The sequence below is a fragment of the Teredinibacter haidensis genome (genome assembly GCF_014211975.1).
In the GTDB taxonomy this organism is placed as follows: domain Bacteria; phylum Pseudomonadota; class Gammaproteobacteria; order Pseudomonadales; family Cellvibrionaceae; genus Teredinibacter; species Teredinibacter haidensis.
On sequence record NZ_CP060084.1, the window covers coordinates 2,770,205 to 2,790,341 of the forward strand.

At 47.4% G+C, this 20,137-nt stretch carries 21 protein-coding genes; 14 read left to right on the forward strand and 7 right to left on the reverse strand.

Annotation, left to right across the window (positions count from 1 at the left end):
• The first annotated feature begins 11 nt into the window (after positions 1 to 11).
• The 3 genes from apaG to H5715_RS10915 are packed head-to-tail and all read left to right on the forward strand — an operon-like array spanning position 12 to position 1,499.
• Positions 12 to 371, forward strand: coding sequence for a Co2+/Mg2+ efflux protein ApaG (gene apaG, locus H5715_RS10905; protein ID WP_075187579.1), 360 nt, complete (start codon positions 12 to 14; stop codon positions 369 to 371).
• 22 nt (positions 372 to 393) lie between these two features.
• Complete coding sequence (locus H5715_RS10910) at positions 394 to 1,209, forward strand: symmetrical bis(5'-nucleosyl)-tetraphosphatase (protein ID WP_075187580.1); 816 nt, start codon at positions 394 to 396, stop codon at positions 1,207 to 1,209.
• Complete coding sequence (locus tag H5715_RS10915; RefSeq protein WP_075187581.1) at positions 1,206 to 1,499, forward strand: hypothetical protein; 294 nt, start codon at positions 1,206 to 1,208, stop codon at positions 1,497 to 1,499. The genes H5715_RS10910 and H5715_RS10915 overlap by 4 nt, the downstream gene beginning before the upstream one ends.
• Positions 1,500 to 1,640: 141 nt before the next feature.
• On the opposite strand, the gene galE is transcribed toward H5715_RS10915, so the two are convergent.
• The gene (gene galE, locus H5715_RS10920) at positions 1,641 to 2,660 is read right to left on the reverse strand and encodes a UDP-glucose 4-epimerase GalE (RefSeq protein ID WP_075187582.1); all 1,020 of its coding nucleotides are present in this window, start codon (positions 2,658 to 2,660) and stop codon (positions 1,641 to 1,643) included.
• 384 nt (positions 2,661 to 3,044) lie between these two features.
• On the opposite strand from galE, the gene H5715_RS10925 reads away from it, so the two are divergent.
• From H5715_RS10925 to H5715_RS10935, 3 genes are read left to right on the forward strand one after another with little or no spacing between them, the layout of a single operon-like run.
• Positions 3,045 to 4,967 carry a PrkA family serine protein kinase gene (locus H5715_RS10925; RefSeq protein ID WP_075187583.1) on the forward strand — a complete coding sequence of 641 codons (1,923 nt, stop codon included), beginning with the start codon at positions 3,045 to 3,047 and terminating at the stop codon, positions 4,965 to 4,967.
• Positions 4,968 to 4,986: 19 nt separating this feature from the next.
• Entirely contained in the window at positions 4,987 to 6,246 is a 1,260-nt protein-coding gene (locus H5715_RS10930; RefSeq protein ID WP_075187584.1) for a YeaH/YhbH family protein, read from the forward strand.
• 1 nt (position 6,247) lies between these two features.
• Positions 6,248 to 7,795, forward strand: a complete 1,548-nt coding sequence (locus H5715_RS10935; protein ID WP_075187585.1) for a SpoVR family protein — start codon at positions 6,248 to 6,250, stop codon at positions 7,793 to 7,795.
• Here the strand turns inward: H5715_RS10935 and H5715_RS10940 are convergent.
• Positions 7,751 to 8,707, reverse strand: coding sequence for a DMT family transporter (locus H5715_RS10940; RefSeq protein WP_075187586.1), 957 nt, complete (start codon positions 8,705 to 8,707; stop codon positions 7,751 to 7,753). The two genes, H5715_RS10935 and H5715_RS10940, sit on opposite strands and share 45 nt — an antisense overlap.
• Before the next feature lie 337 nt (positions 8,708 to 9,044).
• Here H5715_RS10940 and H5715_RS10945 point away from each other — a divergent pair, with 337 nt between their 5' ends.
• The 3 genes from H5715_RS10945 (at position 9,045) to H5715_RS10955 (ending at position 11,608) form a co-directional block, all read left to right on the forward strand.
• Positions 9,045 to 10,283, forward strand: coding sequence for a multifunctional CCA addition/repair protein (locus tag H5715_RS10945; RefSeq protein WP_075187587.1), 1,239 nt, complete (start codon positions 9,045 to 9,047; stop codon positions 10,281 to 10,283).
• Positions 10,280 to 11,023, forward strand: a complete 744-nt coding sequence (locus tag H5715_RS10950) for a pteridine reductase (protein WP_075187588.1) — start codon at positions 10,280 to 10,282, stop codon at positions 11,021 to 11,023. Before H5715_RS10945 ends, H5715_RS10950 begins: the two co-directional genes overlap by 4 nt.
• Positions 11,024 to 11,185: 162 nt before the next feature.
• Positions 11,186 to 11,608 carry an Hsp20/alpha crystallin family protein gene (locus H5715_RS10955; RefSeq protein ID WP_075187589.1) on the forward strand — a complete coding sequence of 141 codons (423 nt, stop codon included), beginning with the start codon at positions 11,186 to 11,188 and terminating at the stop codon, positions 11,606 to 11,608.
• A gap of 66 nt (positions 11,609 to 11,674) precedes the next feature.
• On the opposite strand, the gene H5715_RS10960 is transcribed toward H5715_RS10955, so the two are convergent.
• The 5 genes from H5715_RS10960 to H5715_RS10980 all read right to left on the reverse strand — a co-directional run bounded on the left by H5715_RS10960 (position 11,675) and on the right by H5715_RS10980 (position 15,963).
• The gene (locus tag H5715_RS10960) at positions 11,675 to 12,229 is read right to left on the reverse strand and encodes a hypothetical protein (RefSeq protein WP_075187590.1); all 555 of its coding nucleotides are present in this window, start codon (positions 12,227 to 12,229) and stop codon (positions 11,675 to 11,677) included.
• A gap of 240 nt (positions 12,230 to 12,469) precedes the next feature.
• The gene (gene folK / locus H5715_RS10965; RefSeq protein WP_075187591.1) at positions 12,470 to 12,976 is read right to left on the reverse strand and encodes a 2-amino-4-hydroxy-6-hydroxymethyldihydropteridine diphosphokinase; all 507 of its coding nucleotides are present in this window, start codon (positions 12,974 to 12,976) and stop codon (positions 12,470 to 12,472) included.
• Positions 12,977 to 12,981: 5 nt separating this feature from the next.
• Positions 12,982 to 13,335 carry a dihydroneopterin aldolase gene (folB, locus tag H5715_RS10970; RefSeq protein WP_075187592.1) on the reverse strand — a complete coding sequence of 118 codons (354 nt, stop codon included), beginning with the start codon at positions 13,333 to 13,335 and terminating at the stop codon, positions 12,982 to 12,984.
• Complete coding sequence (tsaD, locus tag H5715_RS10975) at positions 13,335 to 14,360, reverse strand: tRNA (adenosine(37)-N6)-threonylcarbamoyltransferase complex transferase subunit TsaD (RefSeq protein ID WP_075187593.1); 1,026 nt, start codon at positions 14,358 to 14,360, stop codon at positions 13,335 to 13,337. The genes folB and tsaD overlap by 1 nt, the downstream gene beginning before the upstream one ends.
• A 19-nt stretch (positions 14,361 to 14,379) precedes the next feature.
• Entirely contained in the window at positions 14,380 to 15,963 is a 1,584-nt protein-coding gene (locus H5715_RS10980; protein ID WP_075187594.1) for an L-lactate permease, read from the reverse strand.
• Positions 15,964 to 16,145: 182 nt separating this feature from the next.
• On the opposite strand from H5715_RS10980, the gene H5715_RS10985 reads away from it, so the two are divergent.
• The 5 genes from H5715_RS10985 (at position 16,146) to H5715_RS11005 (ending at position 20,123) form a co-directional block, all read left to right on the forward strand.
• Complete coding sequence (locus tag H5715_RS10985) at positions 16,146 to 17,141, forward strand: 2-hydroxyacid dehydrogenase (protein WP_075187595.1); 996 nt, start codon at positions 16,146 to 16,148, stop codon at positions 17,139 to 17,141.
• Between the two features lie 136 nt (positions 17,142 to 17,277).
• Positions 17,278 to 17,493 (forward strand): 30S ribosomal protein S21, encoded by a 216-nt coding sequence (rpsU, locus tag H5715_RS10990; RefSeq protein ID WP_075187596.1) that lies wholly within the window; start codon positions 17,278 to 17,280, stop codon positions 17,491 to 17,493.
• Between the two features lie 69 nt (positions 17,494 to 17,562).
• The gene (locus H5715_RS10995) at positions 17,563 to 18,012 is read left to right on the forward strand and encodes a GatB/YqeY domain-containing protein (protein WP_075187597.1); all 450 of its coding nucleotides are present in this window, start codon (positions 17,563 to 17,565) and stop codon (positions 18,010 to 18,012) included.
• Positions 18,013 to 18,405: 393 nt separating this feature from the next.
• Positions 18,406 to 19,317 (forward strand): phosphoribulokinase, encoded by a 912-nt coding sequence (locus H5715_RS11000; protein WP_075187598.1) that lies wholly within the window; start codon positions 18,406 to 18,408, stop codon positions 19,315 to 19,317.
• Entirely contained in the window at positions 19,314 to 20,123 is an 810-nt protein-coding gene (locus tag H5715_RS11005) for an HAD-IIB family hydrolase (RefSeq protein ID WP_075187599.1), read from the forward strand. The genes H5715_RS11000 and H5715_RS11005 overlap by 4 nt, the downstream gene beginning before the upstream one ends.
• Positions 20,124 to 20,137 lie beyond the last annotated feature (14 nt).

Here is a 20,137-nt window from a genome sequence, read left to right on the forward strand (position 1 = left end):
AGAGTTCTGAAATGAAAGTCAGTGTTATCGCTCAATATCTGGATGAACAATCCCAGCCCAATGACAGTAAGTACGTATTCGCTTACACTATAAGCATTGAAAACACTGGCACCGAGGCAGCAAAACTCGTCAGCCGTTACTGGCATATCACCGATGCCCACGATCGGGTACAAGAGGTAAACGGCTTGGGTGTTATCGGTGAACAACCTCGATTACAGGCAGGAGAAACTTATACCTATACCAGCGGCGCGGTACTGGAAACCACAACCGGCACCATGCGCGGACACTATGTCATGGTGCGTGATGATGGTAGTCGCTTCGAGGCTGAAATCCCTACTTTTGCTCTGATCCCCCCTCAAGCCCTCCACTAACAAACGATAAGAAAAACAATCAATGGCGAGCTATGCAATCGGCGATATTCAGGGCTGCTTAACCCCTTTAGAGCAGCTGCTCGAAAAAATCCAATTCGATCCAAAGCACGATCAAGTTTGGTTCGCTGGCGATTTGGTCAACCGTGGTCACGACAGCCTCGGTGTACTAAGGCTGATAAAGAGCCTGGGCCGAGCCGCAATTACCGTGCTTGGCAACCACGACCTACACCTCCTGGCCGCAGATGCGGGCATCAAGAAGATCAATAAGGAGAACGAGCTTAGCCGGGTTCTTAAAGCACCCGACCGTGAAGAGCTTATGTTCTGGTTACGCCAGCAGCCCTTGTTTCACTACGATAAAAAACTGGGCTGCGCCTTGGTGCACGCAGGTGTTCCACCAATATGGAGTATTCGTGAAGCTCTGAGCTATTCAGGTGAAGTGGAAGAGGTCTTGCGGGGGAAAAAAAGCCACGCCTATCTTAAAGCCATGTACGGCGATGAACCCGATTGCTGGAGTGGAAAGCTCAAGGGCGAAGCACGCTTGAGAGTAATCACCAACTACTTCACCCGTATGCGCTTTTGCGACAAAAAAGGCCGCCTAGAGCTGAAGACCAAGTGCGGCCCCGATTCACCCCCAAAGGGCTATGCCCCATGGTACAGCCACGCATCCCACAAGTGTGGCCACAAAAAAATTCTTTTCGGCCACTGGGCGGCAATGATGGGTAAAACGGAATCGGAGAATTTTATTGGGCTGGATACCGGCTGCGCGTGGGGGGAGTACCTAACGGCTTATCGATTGGAGGATAGCGTGCGGTTTTCGATTGGGTGTGGCTGCGAATGACCACCATTCGAGCGCTCATTGCCGTTGTGCTGTTTATCGTGGGGAGCGTCTTACTATTTGTTATCGTGCAGGAGGGCTGGAATTTTAAGGTCTGCTTAGCCGCTATCACTGCATTTTTTGCCGCCTATTTCATCTGGCCAAGTAAAAGAAAGGGAGAAAGACTCGGCGATCACTTGCTTCTCGATATATTAGAACTCTTCATAGAATTTCCCATCCAGCTTCTTTCCTGGTCCCTCAGAGCCATTCGCAAGCTTTTTCGCAACGATGATGGCATCGATATAGGTTTTTAGCGGCAGCTCGCCTAGGCGAAAAAAGTGGCGAACCTTTTTATACCGCCACACGGTTTCACGAAGCTATGACCATCCCTGGTACGCTAATTCAACGGTATTGAAACAATCCATTCACCAATATACGGGTACCCAACGGCTTGGTTATGTCTCGTATCCCCGCGGGTTATTCGACTGCCAACGCCAGGCATCTTCCACCATACGCTCAATGTCAAACTCGGCTTCCCAACCCAGCTCTCCAGCCGCCAGAGCGGGGTTAGCGTAACACTCGGCGATATCGCCCGGGCGTCGCGGGAGAATTTGATAGGGCACGCCTTTACCGCTCGCCCGCTCAAATGCTTTAACGATATCCAAGACACTGTACCCTAGACCTGTGCCCAGGTTATAGGTCAGGCAGCAAGCATCGGAAGCCAATAACTTCTGCAGAGCCTTAACATGCCCCTTGGCAAGATCAACCACATGGATATAGTCACGAACACCGGTACCGTCTTTTGTCGGGTAGTCGTCACCGAACACGCCCAGTTTTTCAAGCTTACCAACGGCAACCTGAGCCACATAAGGCAACAAATTATTAGGAATGCCCTGGGGATCCTCACCGATTTTGCCACTTTCATGTGCACCGATAGGATTAAAATAGCGCAAAAGTGCAACACGCCACTCATTACCGGGCGCCTTACAAGCGTCACGTAACACCTCTTCGACCATCAATTTACTACGACCATAAGGGTTGGTCGCACTGGTTGGAAAGCTCTCAAGGATGGGAACAGACGCGGGATCCCCATACACCGTGGCAGAAGAACTGAACAACAGCGGGTTTACGCCAAATTCCTGCATTACCTCACATAGGGCAATGGTTCCCCCAACATTGTTATGGTAATACGTTAAAGGAATATCGTTGGACTCACCTACGGCTTTTAAGCCAGCAAAGTGAATAGCGGCAGTAATAGTATAGGTTTCGAAAACCTCTCGCAGAGCCGCGCGATCCGTCACATCCAGCAAATGAAAAGGCACCGTTTTACCGGTAATGTCCTCCACTCGCTTTAGAGATTCCGACTTACTGTTACAAAGGTTATCCACTACAACTATTTCAAAACCGGCATGAATTAATTCAATGCACGTATGGCTGCCGATGTAACCGGCTCCACCCGTTACTAATACTGTCATAACCAAAACCCCCAAATTTAAGAGTGCATATTATCCCATATTGTCGTTTATCTAGCGACAAATAGCCTTTATAAAAATGTCGCTTGGCTCAAAACTTGAATACAACTTTTTACAGCACAAATGTGTCAATTTTTTAAGCATTAAACCATTTTGCTGCGTTTAATATTCTAACGTCTATTATTAGTTAAGGGTTTAGGTAAATTTTTTGCGGTGATAATTACCCGCATTTTTACGCGAGAGGGAAACACACCTCCCTCTTGTTCGCTGGCGACACGATGGCTGCACACTTGGCTTCTGTCACACCAGTGAAGCGGTAATCACCACCTGCCTATTTTCCAGTATTCACTACCGGAGGATGAACTTCGGTGCTGAAGGAGACGATGCATGACGATCTTTAATCATTACCGTGAGCGGTACGAATCCACACAAGAAGAAGAGCTGTCTATTCAGGAATACTTGGGGCTCTGTAAAAAAGACGCCAGTGTATATGCCAGCGCGGCCGAAAGAATCCTTGCCGCTATTGGCGAACCGGAACTAGTCGACACCTCCAAAGACCAGCGCTTAAGCCGTATTTTTTCCAATAAAGTCATCAGCCGCTACAAAGCATTTGAAGAATTTTACGGTATGGAAGAAGCGATCACACAGATCGTCTCATTCTTCAAACATTCGGCTCAGGGCCTTGAAGAGAAAAAGCAAATTCTCTATTTGCTTGGCCCGGTGGGTGGAGGAAAGTCATCTCTGGCAGAAAAATTAAAATTCCTAATCGAAAAACGACCGATTTACTGTTTAAAAGGCTCTCCGGTTTACGAATCACCTCTCGGGCTTTTTGATCCAGATGAAGACGCCCATATACTGGAGGAAGACTACGGCATACCCCGACGATATATTAAAACGATAATGTCACCCTGGGCAGTAAAACGACTACATGAATTTGGCGGCGATATCAGCCAGTTCAAAGTGGTTAAGATCTTCCCTTCCGTGCTCGACCAGGTCGCCGTATCGAAAACGGAACCCGGCGATGAAAACAATCAAGATATCTCCTCCCTTGTAGGTAAAGTTGATATACGACAACTGGAAGATTTCCCACAAAATGACCCCGACGCCTATAGTTTCTCTGGAGGCCTTTGTCGCGCGAATCAGGGCATTATGGAATTTGTGGAAATGTTCAAAGCCCCCATTAAAGTCCTGCACCCACTGTTAACCGCAACTCAGGAAGGCAACTACAACAGCACAGAAGGCCTGGGAGCAATACCTTTCGACGGCGTGGTTCTAGCACACTCCAACGAAGCCGAATGGCAGACATTTAAAAACAATAAAAACAACGAGGCCTTTATCGACCGTGTTTATATTGTAAAAGTCCCCTACTGTTTGCGACTCTCTGAAGAGGTTCATATTTACGAAAAATTGTTACTCAACAGCTCGCTATCGTCCTCTCCCTGTGCGCCCGACACCTTAAAAATGCTCGCGCAATTTACCGTTTTATCGCGCATTAAAGACCCGGAAAACTCCAGCCTATTCTCCAAAATGCGTATTTATGATGGCCAGAATTTAAAAGACACCGACCCCAAAGCAAAATCTTTAGTGGAATATAAAGACGCCGCCGGTGTAGACGAAGGCATGAATGGCTTATCCACTCGGTTTGCCTTCAAAATATTATCCCGTGTGTTCAATTTCGACCCAACAGAAATTGCTGCCAACCCGGTCCACCTACTCTATGTTCTCGAGCAACAAATTGAGCAAGAGCAGTTTCCGGAAGAAATACACGATCGCTACGTTTCCTTTATCAAAGAATTTCTCGCACCGCGCTATATCGAATTTATCGGCAAGGAAATTCAAACCGCCTATTTGGAATCCTATGCTGAATATGGTCAAAATATTTTTGATCGCTATGTCACATACGCCGATTTTTGGATTCAGGATCAAGAGTACCGCGACCCAGAAACCGGCGAAATACTCAATCGTGGTGCATTAAACGAAGAGCTGGAAAAAATTGAGAAGCCTGCGGGTATCAGCAACCCAAAAGATTTCCGAAATGAAATTGTTAATTTCGTGTTGCGCGCACGAGCCAACAATAACGGTAAAAATCCAACCTGGAATAGCTATGAAAAACTCCGAACCGTTATCGAAAAGAAAATGTTCTCAAATACCGAGGATCTCCTCCCCGTTATTTCCTTTAACACAAAATCGTCTACAGACGACAAGAAAAAACACCAGGATTTCGTCGCACGCATGGTCGAACGAGGTTATACGGAAAAACAGGTTCGACTGCTTTCCGAGTGGTATTTACGGGTAAGAAAGTCTCAGTGAAGATATTACGGAGTCATGTGTGAGTTACATAATTGACCGACGTCTGAATTCGAAGAAAAAAAGCATGGTGAATCGCCAGCGCTTTTTACGCCGTTACCGGCAGCATATCAAAAAGGCCGTATCAGACGCTGTTGATAAGCGCTCTATTACCGATCTAGAGAGCGGCGAAAATATAAGCATTCCCAATCGAGACTTGAGTGAACCAGCATTTCAACATGGTCGCGGCGGCCGCAATACCCGGGTACTACCCGGAAATGACCAGTTTGTTTCTGGCGACCATATTCCTCGCCCAGAAGGCGGTGGTGGCACTGGCAGCGGTTCAGGGGCGAGTGACAAGGGCGAAGGAGAAGATGATTTCATCTTTCAAATCTCACAGGAAGAATTTCTGAATTTTCTGTTCGAAGACCTCGCTCTGCCCAACCTCGTAAAGCGTCAGCTCTCTGGCAACGAAGAATTTGAGTTTCGCCGAGCAGGTATTAGCAACGAGGGTTCGCCCGGGAAAATCAATATCATTCGCTCTCTGCGCTCAGCCAACTCTCGCCGCATAGCTTTGACGGCAAAAAAACGCCGAACATTACGCAAACTTGAAGCGCAAATCGAAAGCTTTAAAGACGGCGATAACGCTGAACTAAGCAAGCTGGAAGAAGAAGCCAAGATTATAAAAGAAAAAATACGCCGCATTCCCTGGCTCGACGATTTCGACCTTAAGTATAACCTGCAAGTTAAGCACCCTATTCCCACATCCAAAGCCGTAATGTTTTGCCTTATGGATGTGTCGGGCTCAATGGATCAAGCCACCAAAGACATTGCCAAACGCTTTTTCCTACTACTCTACTTATTCCTGCAGCGTAACTACGAGAAAACAGAAGTTGTATTTATTCGCCACCACACCAGCGCAAAAGAAGTGGATGAGCAGGAATTTTTCTATAGCAGAGAAACCGGTGGAACAATCGTTTCCAGTGCTTTGAAATTGATGGATGACATTCTCCAAACCCGTTACCCTACCGGAGAATGGAATATCTACGGTGCGCAAGCGAGCGATGGCGATAATTGGAATGATGACTCCACTCTTTGCTATCGCACGTTAACGGAGAAGCTGCTACCCAGGGTGCAATATTTTTCCTATATCGAAATTACAGCGCGGGATCACCAAGCCCTGTGGCACGCTTATGAGCATGTAATGTCTGACTTCCCCAGAGCCTTTGCCATGAAAAAACTGACGAATGTCACAGATATCTATCCCGTATTCCGCCAACTATTCCACAAGCAGACCACCTGATATGACCAGCAATCGTGCCGCAAAACCATTGTCGACGACTTCCGAATGGAATTTTGATTTAATTAAACAGTACGACAACGCCATTGCCGATATTGCTGAAGAATTTGGCTTAGATACCTACCCTAACCAAATTGAAATTATCAGTTCAGAACAAATGATGGATGCCTACGCCTCCGTCGGTATGCCCATTGGCTACCACCACTGGTCCTACGGCAAACAGTTTTTAGGCGTCGAACAATCCTATAAGCGTGGCCAAATGGGGCTCGCCTATGAAATCGTCATCAACTCCAACCCCTGCATCGCCTATTTGATGGAAGAAAACACCATGATGATGCAAGCATTGGTGATTGCCCATGCCTGCTATGGACACAACTCTTTTTTTAAGGGTAACTACCTTTTTCGTGCATGGACTGATGCAACTTCAATCATTGACTACCTAGTTTTCGCCCGAAACTATATTGCCAAATGCGAAGAGCGACACGGCGTTGATGCCGTTGAAGCTATTCTCGATTCATGTCACGCGATTATGAATTACGGCGTTGACCGCTATAAGCGCCCCTACCCTCTTTCCGCATTTGAAGAGAGCGAACGACAGCGAGAGCGCGAAGAATATTTACAGAAACAGGTAAACGATCTTTGGAGAACTATTCCTGCCGCAGACAAATCCAACGAAACGTTTAAAGCATCCCGATTCCCAGCAGAACCCCAGGAAAATTTGCTCTACTTCTTCGAGAAAAACTCTCCGCTACTGGAACCCTGGCAGCGAGAAGTTATCCGTATTGTACGAAAAATTGCTCAATACTTTTATCCGCAACGACAAACTCAGGTTATGAACGAAGGCTGGGCTTGTTTCTGGCACCACTTTTTATTGAATACTCTCTACGATCGTGGGCTGGTGACAGATGGATTTATGCTGGAATTTATGCAATCCCACTCCAGCGTAATTTATCAGCCCCCTTATAACAGCCCCCATTTTTCCGGAATAAACCCCTACACTCTGGGCTTTCATATGATGACAGATATTCGCCGTATCTGTGAACACCCCACCGAGGAAGATAGAAACTGGTTTCCGGATATTTCCGGAAGCGATTGGACAAAGACGCTCAACTTCGCCATGCAAAACTTTAAGGACGAGAGCTTTATTTTACAGTATTTATCACCAAAACTTATGCGTGATCTAAAACTTTTCACCATTCTGGATGACGACAGAAAAAACGATATTAATGTGGTATCCATTCATGACGACCCCGGCTACGCAAACGTACGGGAGACGCTTTCGGCCCAATATAACCTCGGGAATATAGAACCAAACATTCAAGTGTACGACGTGGATCTTCGCGGTGATCGATCACTCACACTGCATCACTATCGTTTTGATAGAAAGCCTTTGGAAGAAGGCACAGCCAGTGAAGTACTTAAGCACGTTCACCGACTGTGGGGGTTTAATGTTCACCTCTACTCAATGGCAGATGAACAGGTAAAGCAGGAGTTTCATTGTCCGGAATTACCCGTAGACCTTTCCAACGAACAGGAACAGCCTCTTCCTTAGGACTGTATAACCGGGAAGTTGAAGCCCGGCACTTCTCAGCTTTCGCCTAAGAAGCTGGAACACACCCTGATATAGTGCCAGCGAAACCAAAACCATAAGACTTCCACACAATGTGGCGACGCTTACCGTTTCCTTAGCCAAGACGGCACCAATCGATAAGGCCATTACCGGCGTTATCAAAGGAATCAGTGATACAGACACCATCGAGCAGTGACGCAATACATAGAAAAACAGTGTATGCCCAATAACCGACCCAGCAATAGAAAGATAACTTAAACCTATAAGCGATTTTGTATCGATCACCTTTGGCAGTTCGCCATCAACAAAAAACCAGGTAAAAATAAAAGCAGGAACAGAAAGTAACAGTACCCCCGTCGACTGCCGCAAGGGGTTTATACTTCCACCTACCGACTTTACCCAAACCGTACTGAAGGCAAACAACAGTGCCGAAGCAAGCATGCAGATAACACCCAGAAACCCATCACGCCCCAGACTCAACTGCTCAATATTAATAACCACCAAACCACCAAGAGCTAAACACAAAGCCAATACTCGCGCAGAGTTGAAAACATTTTCTTTTTTAATTAAAAGTGAAAACAACCCTACGGCAAAGGGATATACCCCCAAGATTACCGCCATCAGACCAGAGGATATAAATTGTGAAGACCAATAGACCAATAGCATATTGGGATATAGGCCAACCATACCCGCAAAAAACGCAACCCAATCTTCGCGACGCTGCACTAATCGAATTCTAAAAATCAACAAAAGTGCCGAACATACAATCAGTGCCACTAAACTTCGCAAACTAATAGATGCAACAAAGGTCAAGCTACTATTGCTCCATTGAATAGCCAGCGGCGTTGTAGCCCAAATACATACCAAAAAAATATAAGCAAAAATTACAGGCATAGAAAATCCCTCCCCGCCCTTGTTAATACGAGAATATTTACTCACTCCAAAACGACGAAGGCCGCAGTTTTTACGCTGCGGCCTTCGTGGAATTAGTGTTGTTTATTAACGACTTAATTATCCGGCACGCAGAAAGCAGCACGACGCAAGGCCCACACATAGTGCGCTGCGATCATTGCAAAACATTTCCCGGCCATACCGTACATAGAAATACTCATTCAAAGTTTGGATAAAATTTTATTCGGGTCTAAAAATAACATCATTATGGAAAACAAACCCGAGTTCAATTAGAGTGTGCTTTATTCCTCGACAGAGGTCAACCACGACTAAGACCAAAATGAAAATTTATTTAGTGGGCGGCGCAGTACGCGACGCCCTATTAAGCATACCCAGCCCAGATAGAGATTGGGTCGTTGTAGGAAGCACACCAGAAGAGATGGCTACTGCAGGCTATCAAGCTGTTGGTAAGGACTTTCCCGTATTCCTGCACCCGGAATCAAAAGAAGAATTCGCCTTGGCTCGCCAGGAGCGAAAATCCGGTCGAGGGTATAAAGGGTTTCAATTTTATACCGATAAATCCATTACTCTGGAAGAGGATCTTATACGCAGGGATCTTACGGTTAATGCCATGGCTATGGACGAGAATAATACTATTATCGATCCCTACGGTGGCCAGGAGGATATAAATAAACGCTTGCTTCGCCATGTCTCGCCCGCTTTCGGTGAAGACCCCGTACGCGTACTACGCGTTGCCCGCTTTGCGGCACGTTTTCATCATTTAGGCTTTCATATCGCCGGTGAAACTCAAGAATTGATGACCGAAATGGTTAACAATGGCGAGATCGATCACCTTGTCCGTGAGCGCGTGTGGAAAGAATGCGTACGCGCATTGGCAGAGCCTTCACCACCGATTTTTATTGAAGTGCTGCACGGATGTGGGGCTTTGGCGCGGCTAATGCCAGAACTGGAAAAACTTTTCGGCATTCCGCAGCCTGAAGAGCATCACCCGGAAATTGATACCGGGTTACACGCGTTGTTAAGTCTGCAACGCTGCGCGGCTCTAACACACTCTACCGAAGCTAGGTTTGCTGCACTCATCCATGACTTAGGCAAAGGTGAAACAGCCCAAAGCGAATGGCCGCGGCATATTGGCCATGAAACAAAAGGTCTACCGATGATCAATCAACTCTGTGATCGGTTGAGCGTGCCCAATCCTCACCGGGAACTCGCCCTAGCGGTGGCAGAGTTTCATACACACTGCCACCGCGCGTTTGAATTGACCGCAAAAACGCTGTTAAAAACTCTTCAGCGGCTTGACGCTTTCCGCCGACCAGAACGTTTCGCATTATTCTGCATCTGTTGCCAGGCAGATGCACAGGGCAGAACGGGGATGGAAAACACCCCCTATCCTCAGGCAGAGTATTTCAAGTCTGCGCTTCGTACGCTTCAACAGATCGACACCAAGGCTATGGCAAGACAAGGCTTAAAGGGCGCTGCCTTTGGTGAGGCTCTCCTAAAAAAACGCCAGGCCACACTGGCAGAGCACAAACGAACCTACCGGGGAGACACGCCGTGAAAAACTTAGCTCCTGTAGCATTGATTACCGGCGGGGCCCGTCGAATCGGTGCTACTGTTGTTAAACGTCTTCATCAGGAAGGTTATCGGGTTGCCATTCACTGCCATAATTCGATCGAAGCCGCAAACAAGCTGGCAGATACACTTAACGCAGAAAAAGCCGAAAGCGCCTGCGTATTACAGGCGAAACTCGGTGGACAACTAGCCGCTCAACAGCTGGCGAAGGATCTAATCAAGCGGTTTGGTCGCTGCGACTTGCTGATCAATAACGCCTCCAGTTTTTATCCGACCCCACTAGAAGGCGTTAGCGAAACCGCCTGGGATGAGTTGTTTTCAGCCAACGCTAAAGCGCCACTTTTTTTGGCTCAAGCACTAAGCGAAAAATTGAAAGTCTCAAAAGGCTGCATTATTAACATTGCCGACATTCATGCACTGCGTCCGTTAAAAAAACATACAATCTATAGTATGGCAAAAGCAGCCAACATTATGCTTACCAAATCTCTCGCCCTAGAACTGGCTCCGGATATTCGCGTGAACGGTATCGCGCCCGGCGCCATATTATGGGCGGAAACCAATAGCGGGCAGTTAACGGAAAAGCCGGACTACCTCGACACCCTCCCTCTGCGGTCTCTTGGTGGCGGGGACAGTATTGCCAGCTCGATTGTTTTTCTGGCAAAACCCGATAATTACATTACCGGCCATATATTGTGTGTAGACGGTGGAAAATCTCTACTTCAATAATTATTTTTCGATATTGCGCTATTACTTTTTCGAATATTAGGCACGATTTGTTTTTGATATAAATCAAATATTTGACCGTCTGCCAAGCGCAAACTATCCGTGCGGACGCAAGTTCGCTCTCTTGAATCCAACCGTATCTTATTGACAATAAGGAGGTGTGAGATGACGTTGGTTCCTCGCAATTCCATTTTTGATATGAGCGATTTTTTCGAGTCTCCCTGGTCTTCTTTTAGGCTAGGCGACACCGCAACGCTACAATCTCCCCGAGTTGATGTAAAAGAAAAAGGGGAAACTCTCGAAATCTCAGCCGAGCTTCCCGGCGTAAAAAAAGAAGATATTAATATCATGCTCGACAACGGAGTGCTCACCCTGGAAGCGGAGAGTAACGTTGAAAAAACTGAAGAAGAGGAAGGAAGAATAATTCGTCAAGAAAGGCGCTATGGAAAATACAGCCGTAGCTTTGACCTAGGAGAGAAACTACAGGAAAGTGACATTACCGCCAAGTTCGAGGATGGCGTTCTTACTATCCGTGCGCCCCGCGATGAGAAGCAAGTTTCACACGTAAAACGAATCGAAATTCATTAGCCGGTATTTTCGATTCAAACTGCGCGCGACCGCCCGGAGGGCAGCTTGGAAGCTGCCCCCTTTGTTTTAGGGCATGGACTTTACAAACGCATCGAATCCCTTTTGAGAAGCAATCAACCAACTAGGTCGCGCTACACCGCTACCCGTATCAGTGAGCGACTCGTGATACGCTAAAATGCTGTCCATTGCAACTTTATCCTCTTTTCGGCAATCCACCATTAGTACATGGTAGCCTTTGGCGAGCAAAGTTTTAAAACGCTGAAACTCGGCACTCCCTGTTTGAATCCCGTAAAAGCCACCTTCCCAAGCAGAAAAAATAAAAACAACAATGGAGAGAAAAACAAAGGGCAACCAACCCACTACTGTTTCGGTTCGAACAACAAACCCAACCAGCAAAACTGCAGCCGCCAGAAACACACCAATACTCGCACCGAGTAAACTAGAATGCAGAATATCCAACTTGGCAAAGGGATTCACTTCGTGGACATGCCGTTTTTCCAGCTCTGCGTCCTGCCCGCTCAGAACATGCACCTGATGAAAGGAATAGCCCGCGCTGTATAAGTCGTGTTCAGCCCTTTGTATGTCCGCCAGATCATTGCTAAGAAAATAGTAGCGCCGCATAACCACCTCCTAGGAGTAGTAAACTTCCAACTTCCCTAGATAATATTCCATTTTTCACTCTTAGACCGTAAGCCCTTTCTGGCGCGATTACCAGCAGAACTATAGACAGACATTGGATAACAAACGTGATTTTAAATAGCGGTGGGTTATTCAACAGAATATGAGCGAGGGAAAACCGGCGCGTTATTTGGGGAATACTCTCTGGAAAAACTCAGAAGCCGAAAACTTCCGACGCAATAATTACTGCGCCAGTTTTTCTTTTTCAATAAAACCAACTTGCCAAAGCTTCTGGGATTCTTGATCAAAAGCCTGCCATAGCTCGAGGTAGCGACGCTGTGTTCCCGGGCAGCGCCCCTCAGGCCTCAAATCCGAAAGAGGTAATAACACAAAAGCATTTTTTAAAATTTCATCACGAGGCAGCTGTATACCGCTATAGATTCCACACAACACATCATAAGTTAGAATATCAATATCCAACGTGCGCGAGCTAAACTTGGGAGAAGCTCTATCTCTCCCGTGAAGGCTCTCGATATGCTTTAATGTTTTAGATAGCTTACTAAGAGATGCATTGGTTTCTATCGCAACAATTAAATTGTAAAAATTGTCGCCATCGAAGCCAACGGCTTCACTTTCATACACCGGCGAAATTTCCAGAGTTCCATACTCGGCTTTTAACGCGTTCAATCCCGAACGAATATTGTGCTCGCGGTTAATATTGCTACCTAGGCTTAATAACACTTCAGTCATTGGCCTTAGCGCTCACCCCTCTCGATTCGAATACCTACACTTTCGGCACCGCGAACAGCGCCGGGCTTACTAACGCTTAAGCGCAGCCATTTCACATCAAACTCTGTCATCAGAATTTTAGCGATCTGCTCAGCCATCGTTTCCACCAGCAGAAATTCGGAGTCGCCTATAAACGCAATCAAACGCTTGGAGACTTTTTTGTAATCCAAGGCATATTGAATATCATCCGTTTCTGCTGCCCTCCGAATATCGTGCCCCATTTCTATATCGAGACTTATGGTTTGCTTAACTTCGCGCTCCCAATCGAAAATACCAATAATGGTATTAATGCGCAGATCTTTAATAAAAACGATATCCATCAAAGTGATCCCAAAGTATCCAACGGCCAACGAGGCAATACATCTACGGAAAGATTTTCCTTCTCACCCGCCAGCAAGCGCTGACAACCGGCGAAGGCAATCATAGCGCCGTTATCGGTACAGAATTCGTGACGCGCGTAGAACACACCACAGTTGATTTTCGTCAGCGCCTGCTCCAGCCTTTCGCGCAAACGATTATTGGCAGAAACACCCCCAGCAATAATCAATGTGTCCATTTCACACTCCTGCAACGCACGACGACATTTGATAACCAGGGTATCCACGACCGCCTCCTGAAACGCATGGGCAATGTCGGCGCAGGTTTGATCGTCCGGTAAACCATCATCCAGAGCGTGCTTGGTTACGGTATTGAGGGTGTACGTTTTTAATCCGCTAAAACTAAAATCTAATCCGGGACGATCCGTCATCGGGCGCGGAAATTTAAAACGCCCCGGCACACCTTTTTTTGCAAGGCGGGCAATATGAGGCCCTCCGGGATAATCGAGATCCATCATTTTGGCAGCTTTATCGAAGGCTTCACCCGCCGCATCATCGAGAGATTCGCCCAGCATGCGATAATGACCGATGCCTTTAACCTCCACCAACTGCGTATGGCCCCCACTCACCAGCAGCGCCACAAAGGGGAAAGCAGGTGGGTTATCTTCCAGTTGAGGCGCCAACAAATGACCTTCCATATGATGCACACCAATCGCCGGGACACCCCAGGCGTAGGCCAGTGAGCGTCCAACGCAACTACCGACCAGCAGTGCGCCAATTAAACCAGGGCCAGATGTGTAAGCAACAGCGTCAATAGCGCCCTTGGAATCCGTTTTTTGCAAAATATCTTCAACAAGAGGAATAAGTTTACGGATATGATCGCGGGACGCTAACTCTGGAACGACACCACCATATTCCGCGTGCAGCGCCACCTGGCTGTACAATTCGTGCCCCAACAAACTTTTTTCGCTGTCGTAAACAGCAACACCTGTTTCATCACAGGACGTTTCAATACCCAATACACGCATAATCTTTCTTTTAATTTAATTAGCCAAACAGGATAACACCCGCAACACCCACAACCAGACCATATACCAACATGGCGATTGCCGTGCGCTTGAGGATATACCCTTCTTTGTCCCCCAGCGCTAATACCGAAGCAACTGCCACAATATTATTAATGCACACCATATTCCCCATGGACCCGCCCACCGATTGCAGAGCAAGGATAGTGGTGCGATTTAGGGACAACTCCATTGCGATGGAATCCTGAATACCGGCAAAGGTCAGATTAGAGATCGTGGCCGAACCGGAAAAGAAGGATCCTAAAGCTCCGAGAAATGCGGAAAAGAACTGCCAATTGCTGCCCGTCAGGTTAGCCAGGTTGGAGCCGATAAGGGCTACCGCGGACTCTTCGCCACCCATCATCACCAAATTCACAAAAACCAGAGCACCCAGCAACGCAATAACAGGCTTGCGCATCTGGTCTACGGTTTCAGATAACACGTCTTTGACGGAGCCCTCGGTATAAAGTTTTAGCGTCAGTAATGCAATCACCCCGAACGGGATTAAAGACGGCACATATAAAAAGCTGTGACTCCAGGATTCCGCCGTATTAAAAATACCCGTCAAGCTCACGACCAGCGCAGCGCTAACCGATAAATCGCCCAAGCTCCCCAGGCTGAGAGTAAAACCAGGCTCCTTTAACAGCAACAGCGGTTTAATTCCCAGTTGTGGGACTCGCGTAACAATCAACAGCAATACCGTTCCCCAGAGCGGAAACGTCGCTTTCAGCAACTCTCTGGCGGTAACAGTTTTTACGGCTTCATCAGACTGTGATTCATGATGGGCCAAACCAATGCCCATTTTTGCCAGCACAATTGTTGCAATCAAACCAATACCACCACCGAGCAGAGAAGGAAACTCGTAGCTCATGGTGGCAATAGCAATATAAGGCGCGACACAAACCAGAACGCTTAGTAATATAAAGACAATATTTTTAGCGATATCCTTGCGCTCAACCACAAATGCCAACGCAACAATCACAATAAATGTAGCCGCAATCCCGTTCAACCAGGCAGATTTAATTCCGACCTCAGCCAGCTCCATATCGCTCAAGGTGACAGCAGACAAACCAAACCACGTCGGCGTACCCACCGCACCAAAGGAAACCGGTACACTATTAAGAATCAAACAAAAAATGGCGACGCGAACAGCTGGAAATCCAAGGCCAACCAAAACCGGTCCCGCAAGCGCGGCCGGGGTACCAAAACCACTCGCACCCTCAATCAAGAACTGGAAAGCCCACCCCACAATCATTAGTTGAGCAATGGGATTATCGGAAATACTGTTCAACCAGGTTCGTATGACCGCGAGTGCTCCCGTTGCCTCCATCGTACGAAAGAGGAATATCGCCCCGGCAATAATGAGAATCGGAGTCCAGGCCACCAGCAAACCATCAAGAATTGCCGCGTGAACCAAGTTCGGGTCCCGCTTAAATATCACCAGCATCACTACGTAAAGTGCCAGTGCAGAAAGAGGCAAAGCCCTAAAGGACGGCATGCTGTTCTTCTTGGTCATCAGGTACACAAGCAGAACGATAGGGAAATAAGCAGAAGCCAACTGAAGCATAAAAATGATAGTCTCAAGTATGTTTTAAAAGCTTAGACGGTTCAGGGTAAAACCCTGCATAGGAAAGGCGCATAGCCTAAACTATCAGTAACAAAATTTCCTCACTGATTCATTGTCTTTGCTCAACTGCTGTATACTTGCCCGCCTCGAGTTCAGTGCCAAACAATGTAAGAGACCTATTAATGAAAGTTGCCGTTTTCAGCTCCAAACCCTATGACGAGGAACACCTCCGCAAAGCCAGTGAAGATATTGGCTTGGAACTGGCCTTTTTCGAGCCCCAGCTGACCGCGCAGACCGTTGCACTTACCGCCGGCTACGATATTGTCTGCTGCTTTGTAAACGATGTTATTGATAACACCGTAGCCGCTGCACTGAAGGAAAACGGCATAAAACTGGTAGCTATGCGCTGCGCCGGTTTCAATAATGTAGATTTAGAAGCCTGTGCCCGGCACGATCTACCCGTCGCGCGCGTACCCGAATATTCTCCCAATGCCGTCGCCGAGCATGCCGCCGCGCTAATTCTGGATCTCAACCGCAATATCCACCGCGCATTCTCCCGCATCCGGGAAAACGACTACTCTCTGAGTGGCTTAATGGGCTTCGACCTGAACGGCAAAACCGTGTCTATTGTGGGCGGAGGCCGAATTGGCCAGACAATGATTCGCATTATGAAAGGCTTTGGCTGCCGCGTACTCTGCTACGACCCGATGCCTTCCGATGCACTACTGGAAACCGGCGTGGAACTGGTTCCGTTGGAGCAGGTGTGGGCAGAATCCGAAATTATATCCCTGCACTGCCCACTGCTGCGCTCTACGTACCACATTATTAACAGCAACTCCCTCAGTCAGATGAAGCGCGGCGTAATGCTGATCAACACCAGCCGCGGTGGCCTGATTGATACTCCCGCCATCATCACCGCTCTCAAGAATGGTAAAGTGGGCTACCTCGGTCTGGACGTCTATGAAGAAGAAGCAGGCCTGTTTTTCGAGGACTACTCCGACCAAGTCTTGCAAGACGACATTTTTGCCCGTCTCACCACCTTTAAAAACGTGGTGATCACTGGCCACCAGGCTTTCTTCACCCATGAAGCACTGCAAGCCATTGCAGAGGTCACACTGAACAATATTCTCCATTTTGAGAAAGGTGAATTGGATCAGATGTGCTTGGTGAAAACCTAAATTCCAACGCCTCCAAAAACCAGCCAAAACCCCTTGCAGGCACAGTGCGAAGTGTATAGAATCTCGCACCCCTAGACGTGGTACGCTTGGGCATGTGAGGGTACCAACAAAAAGTGAACACAATACAGGTAGAGATATGCCTTCAGTAAAACTGAAAGAAAACGAACCATTTGATTTTGCTCTGCGTCGCTTCAAGCGCTCTTGTGAGAAAGCCGGTGTACTCGCCGAAGTGCGTCGTCGTGAATTCTACGAGAAGCCGACTTCTGTACGTAAGCGTAAAGCTGCTGCAGCTGTTAAGCGTCACGCGAAAAAAGTTCAGCGCGAAAACCGCAAATTCCAGCGTATGTACTAGTACTGGGTCGCATTGAGCGACTCAACGCTGATTTGCTATTCAACTGGAAATATAATCGGAACTTGAACCGTGGCCAGTGAAACAAAAGCTCGAATATCGCAAGCTGTAAAAGATGCCATGCGCGCCAAGGATAAAGCACGCCTTGGCGTTCTGCGTATTCTTATGTCCGAATTCAAGCGAATCGAGGTCGATGAACGCATCGAACTTGATGACGCTCGTGTATTAGCTGTACTCGACAAGCAGGTCAAACAGCGCCGCGACTCGGTCAGCCAATACCTCGAAGCAGCTCGCCAGGAACTGGCGGATATCGAAAGTTTCGAGATCGGCGTTATACAGGAATTCCTCCCCTCCGCTCTCAGCGAAGTGGAAATAACAGATATGCTCAAAGCTGCTATTACCGAAACCGGCGCGGAATCCATGCGCGATATGGGAAAGGTAATGGCCATTGTGAAACCCAAAATGCAGGGACGTGCAGACATGGGCGACGTGAGCAAACTCGTCAAGGTATTGCTGGGTTAAGCAACCCACTGCCTGTCGTATTGCCCTCTTCTTAGAAGAAGACATATCTAGACCCCAGGCTTCCATTACTTAATCGCGCGCCAGCTCGAATGATTTTTGCCTGCCCAACAGATTTTCAGCGTCCACTCTATATACCATATACCCTGCTCAACGCTTGCACTCAGCCCGCAAAAAAGCTGCTGAACAGCTCTCTGCTAACCGAATATCGCCAGATCAGAGAAAGCACTAAGACCCCCTCCAAAATCTTCCGACCATACCCCCAATATTGGTGCGTAAATTGCTGCTACAGTTACCATGCAGGGTCTGCTTGTGGCACAGCCTGCACTAACGCACCAGAAAAGTGAATCGGTTAGAACCATTTCAGGGCAATATAAAAAATAGGGCTTCAATAGAGTGCAAACTTATATTAGCGATGCCATTGCGCAACATGGCTTACCTCATGAATTCTCCCATACCGTAAACCAATGGTATTTCCCGTTGGCACAGTATATTACCAGTAGGCAAAAACATAAGGGAGCCACCTTGGTTCTCGGCATTCAGGGCACGCAAGGTAGTGGCAAAAGCACTTTGGCTGACTTCCTACGACTTATTTTCGAACACGAACATGGTTTGGCATGTGCGGTGCTCTCTATCGATGATTTTTACCTCACACGAAACGAACGTGAAAAGCTCGCCAAAAAGGTGCACCCCTTACTAAGCACCCGTGGAGTTCCAGGTACGCACGATATAAATTTGGCGATCAAGACCATTAATACACTAAAAACATTTAAACCGGGGGCTGAACTACAACTGGTACGCTTTGATAAAGCTATAGACGATAGGGCCAAAGAGGCCGACTGGACCAAGATAAAAAGGCCTGTCGATATTATTATATTGGAGGGCTGGTGCATTGGGCTGAAAGCTCAGGATGATAGATATCTGGAAAACCCTATTAATGCACTGGAAGAGAATGAAGATACTAACGCTGTTTGGAGAAACTATGTAAACCAACAGCTTGCCAACACATACCCAACTCTTTTTAAATTACTTGATTGCCTCGCGGTACTCAAAGCCCCCTCTTTCAACTGTGTATATCAGTGGCGTTTGCTACAAGAGGAAAAGCTTAAACAGCGGTGGCGGCACCTTCCCACAGAACAGAGGGCAAACAGCCATATACTCAGCCCTGAAGAGGTCGAACGCTTTATCGCTCACTATCAACGCCTTACCGAACACGCCCTGAACACACTGCCCGATCAGGCGGACTGGACACTCCCTCTCGATAGCGACCACAATATCTGCGACTTGATTATGGGGGAGTCTCGATGAGTGATTATATTATTTCGACCGACCTCGATGGCACATTGTTAGACCATTACACCTATCAGTGGGACTCCGCTATTCCTTCCTTGGAACGACTAAAAGCTCGGGGTATTCCTGTAATCATCAATACCAGTAAAACCAGCGAAGAAGTTATCGCACTGCAAAAGGATATGGATTTAATTGCCCCGTTCATTGTCGAAAACGGCTCCGCCATATTTTTCCCGAAATCACTGTACCCGGATGCCCCCGAAACAGCACAAGATAGCGGTGACTATTGGCTGGTGACGCTGGGTCGAGAACGGCAGTCAATAGTCGAAAAACTACGCGAGCTAAGAGAAAAGTTCAGCTGGGGCTTTGAGGGCTTTGCCGATATGTCGATAGAACGCGTAATAGAGCTAACCGGTTTGAACTCTAGCAGCGCCGAGCAAGCACTGAGGCGAAAATTTTCAGAACCGCTGGTTTGGCTAGACTCCGAAAGTAACTACCAACAATTTATAATGCATGTGGAATTGCTGAACCTGCGCGTGATTAAGGGGGGCCGTTTCGTCCATATTTTGGGCAAAACAGATAAAGGTCAGGCGATCTCCTGGTGTAGTCACCATCTCCAACGAATTAATGGTGTACCTGCCAAATTAATAGCCTTGGGCGACAGCCCCAACGATATTGATATGCTCAATATCGCCGACTATGCCGTGCTTGTTAACTCACCAACACACGATTACCCAGAAACAAACACCTCCGGAAGACTTATCAAGACCAAGGGCTTTGGCCCTGTTGGATGGCACGAAGCCATCGCTCAAATTATTCAATAACGATCAACCAAGGA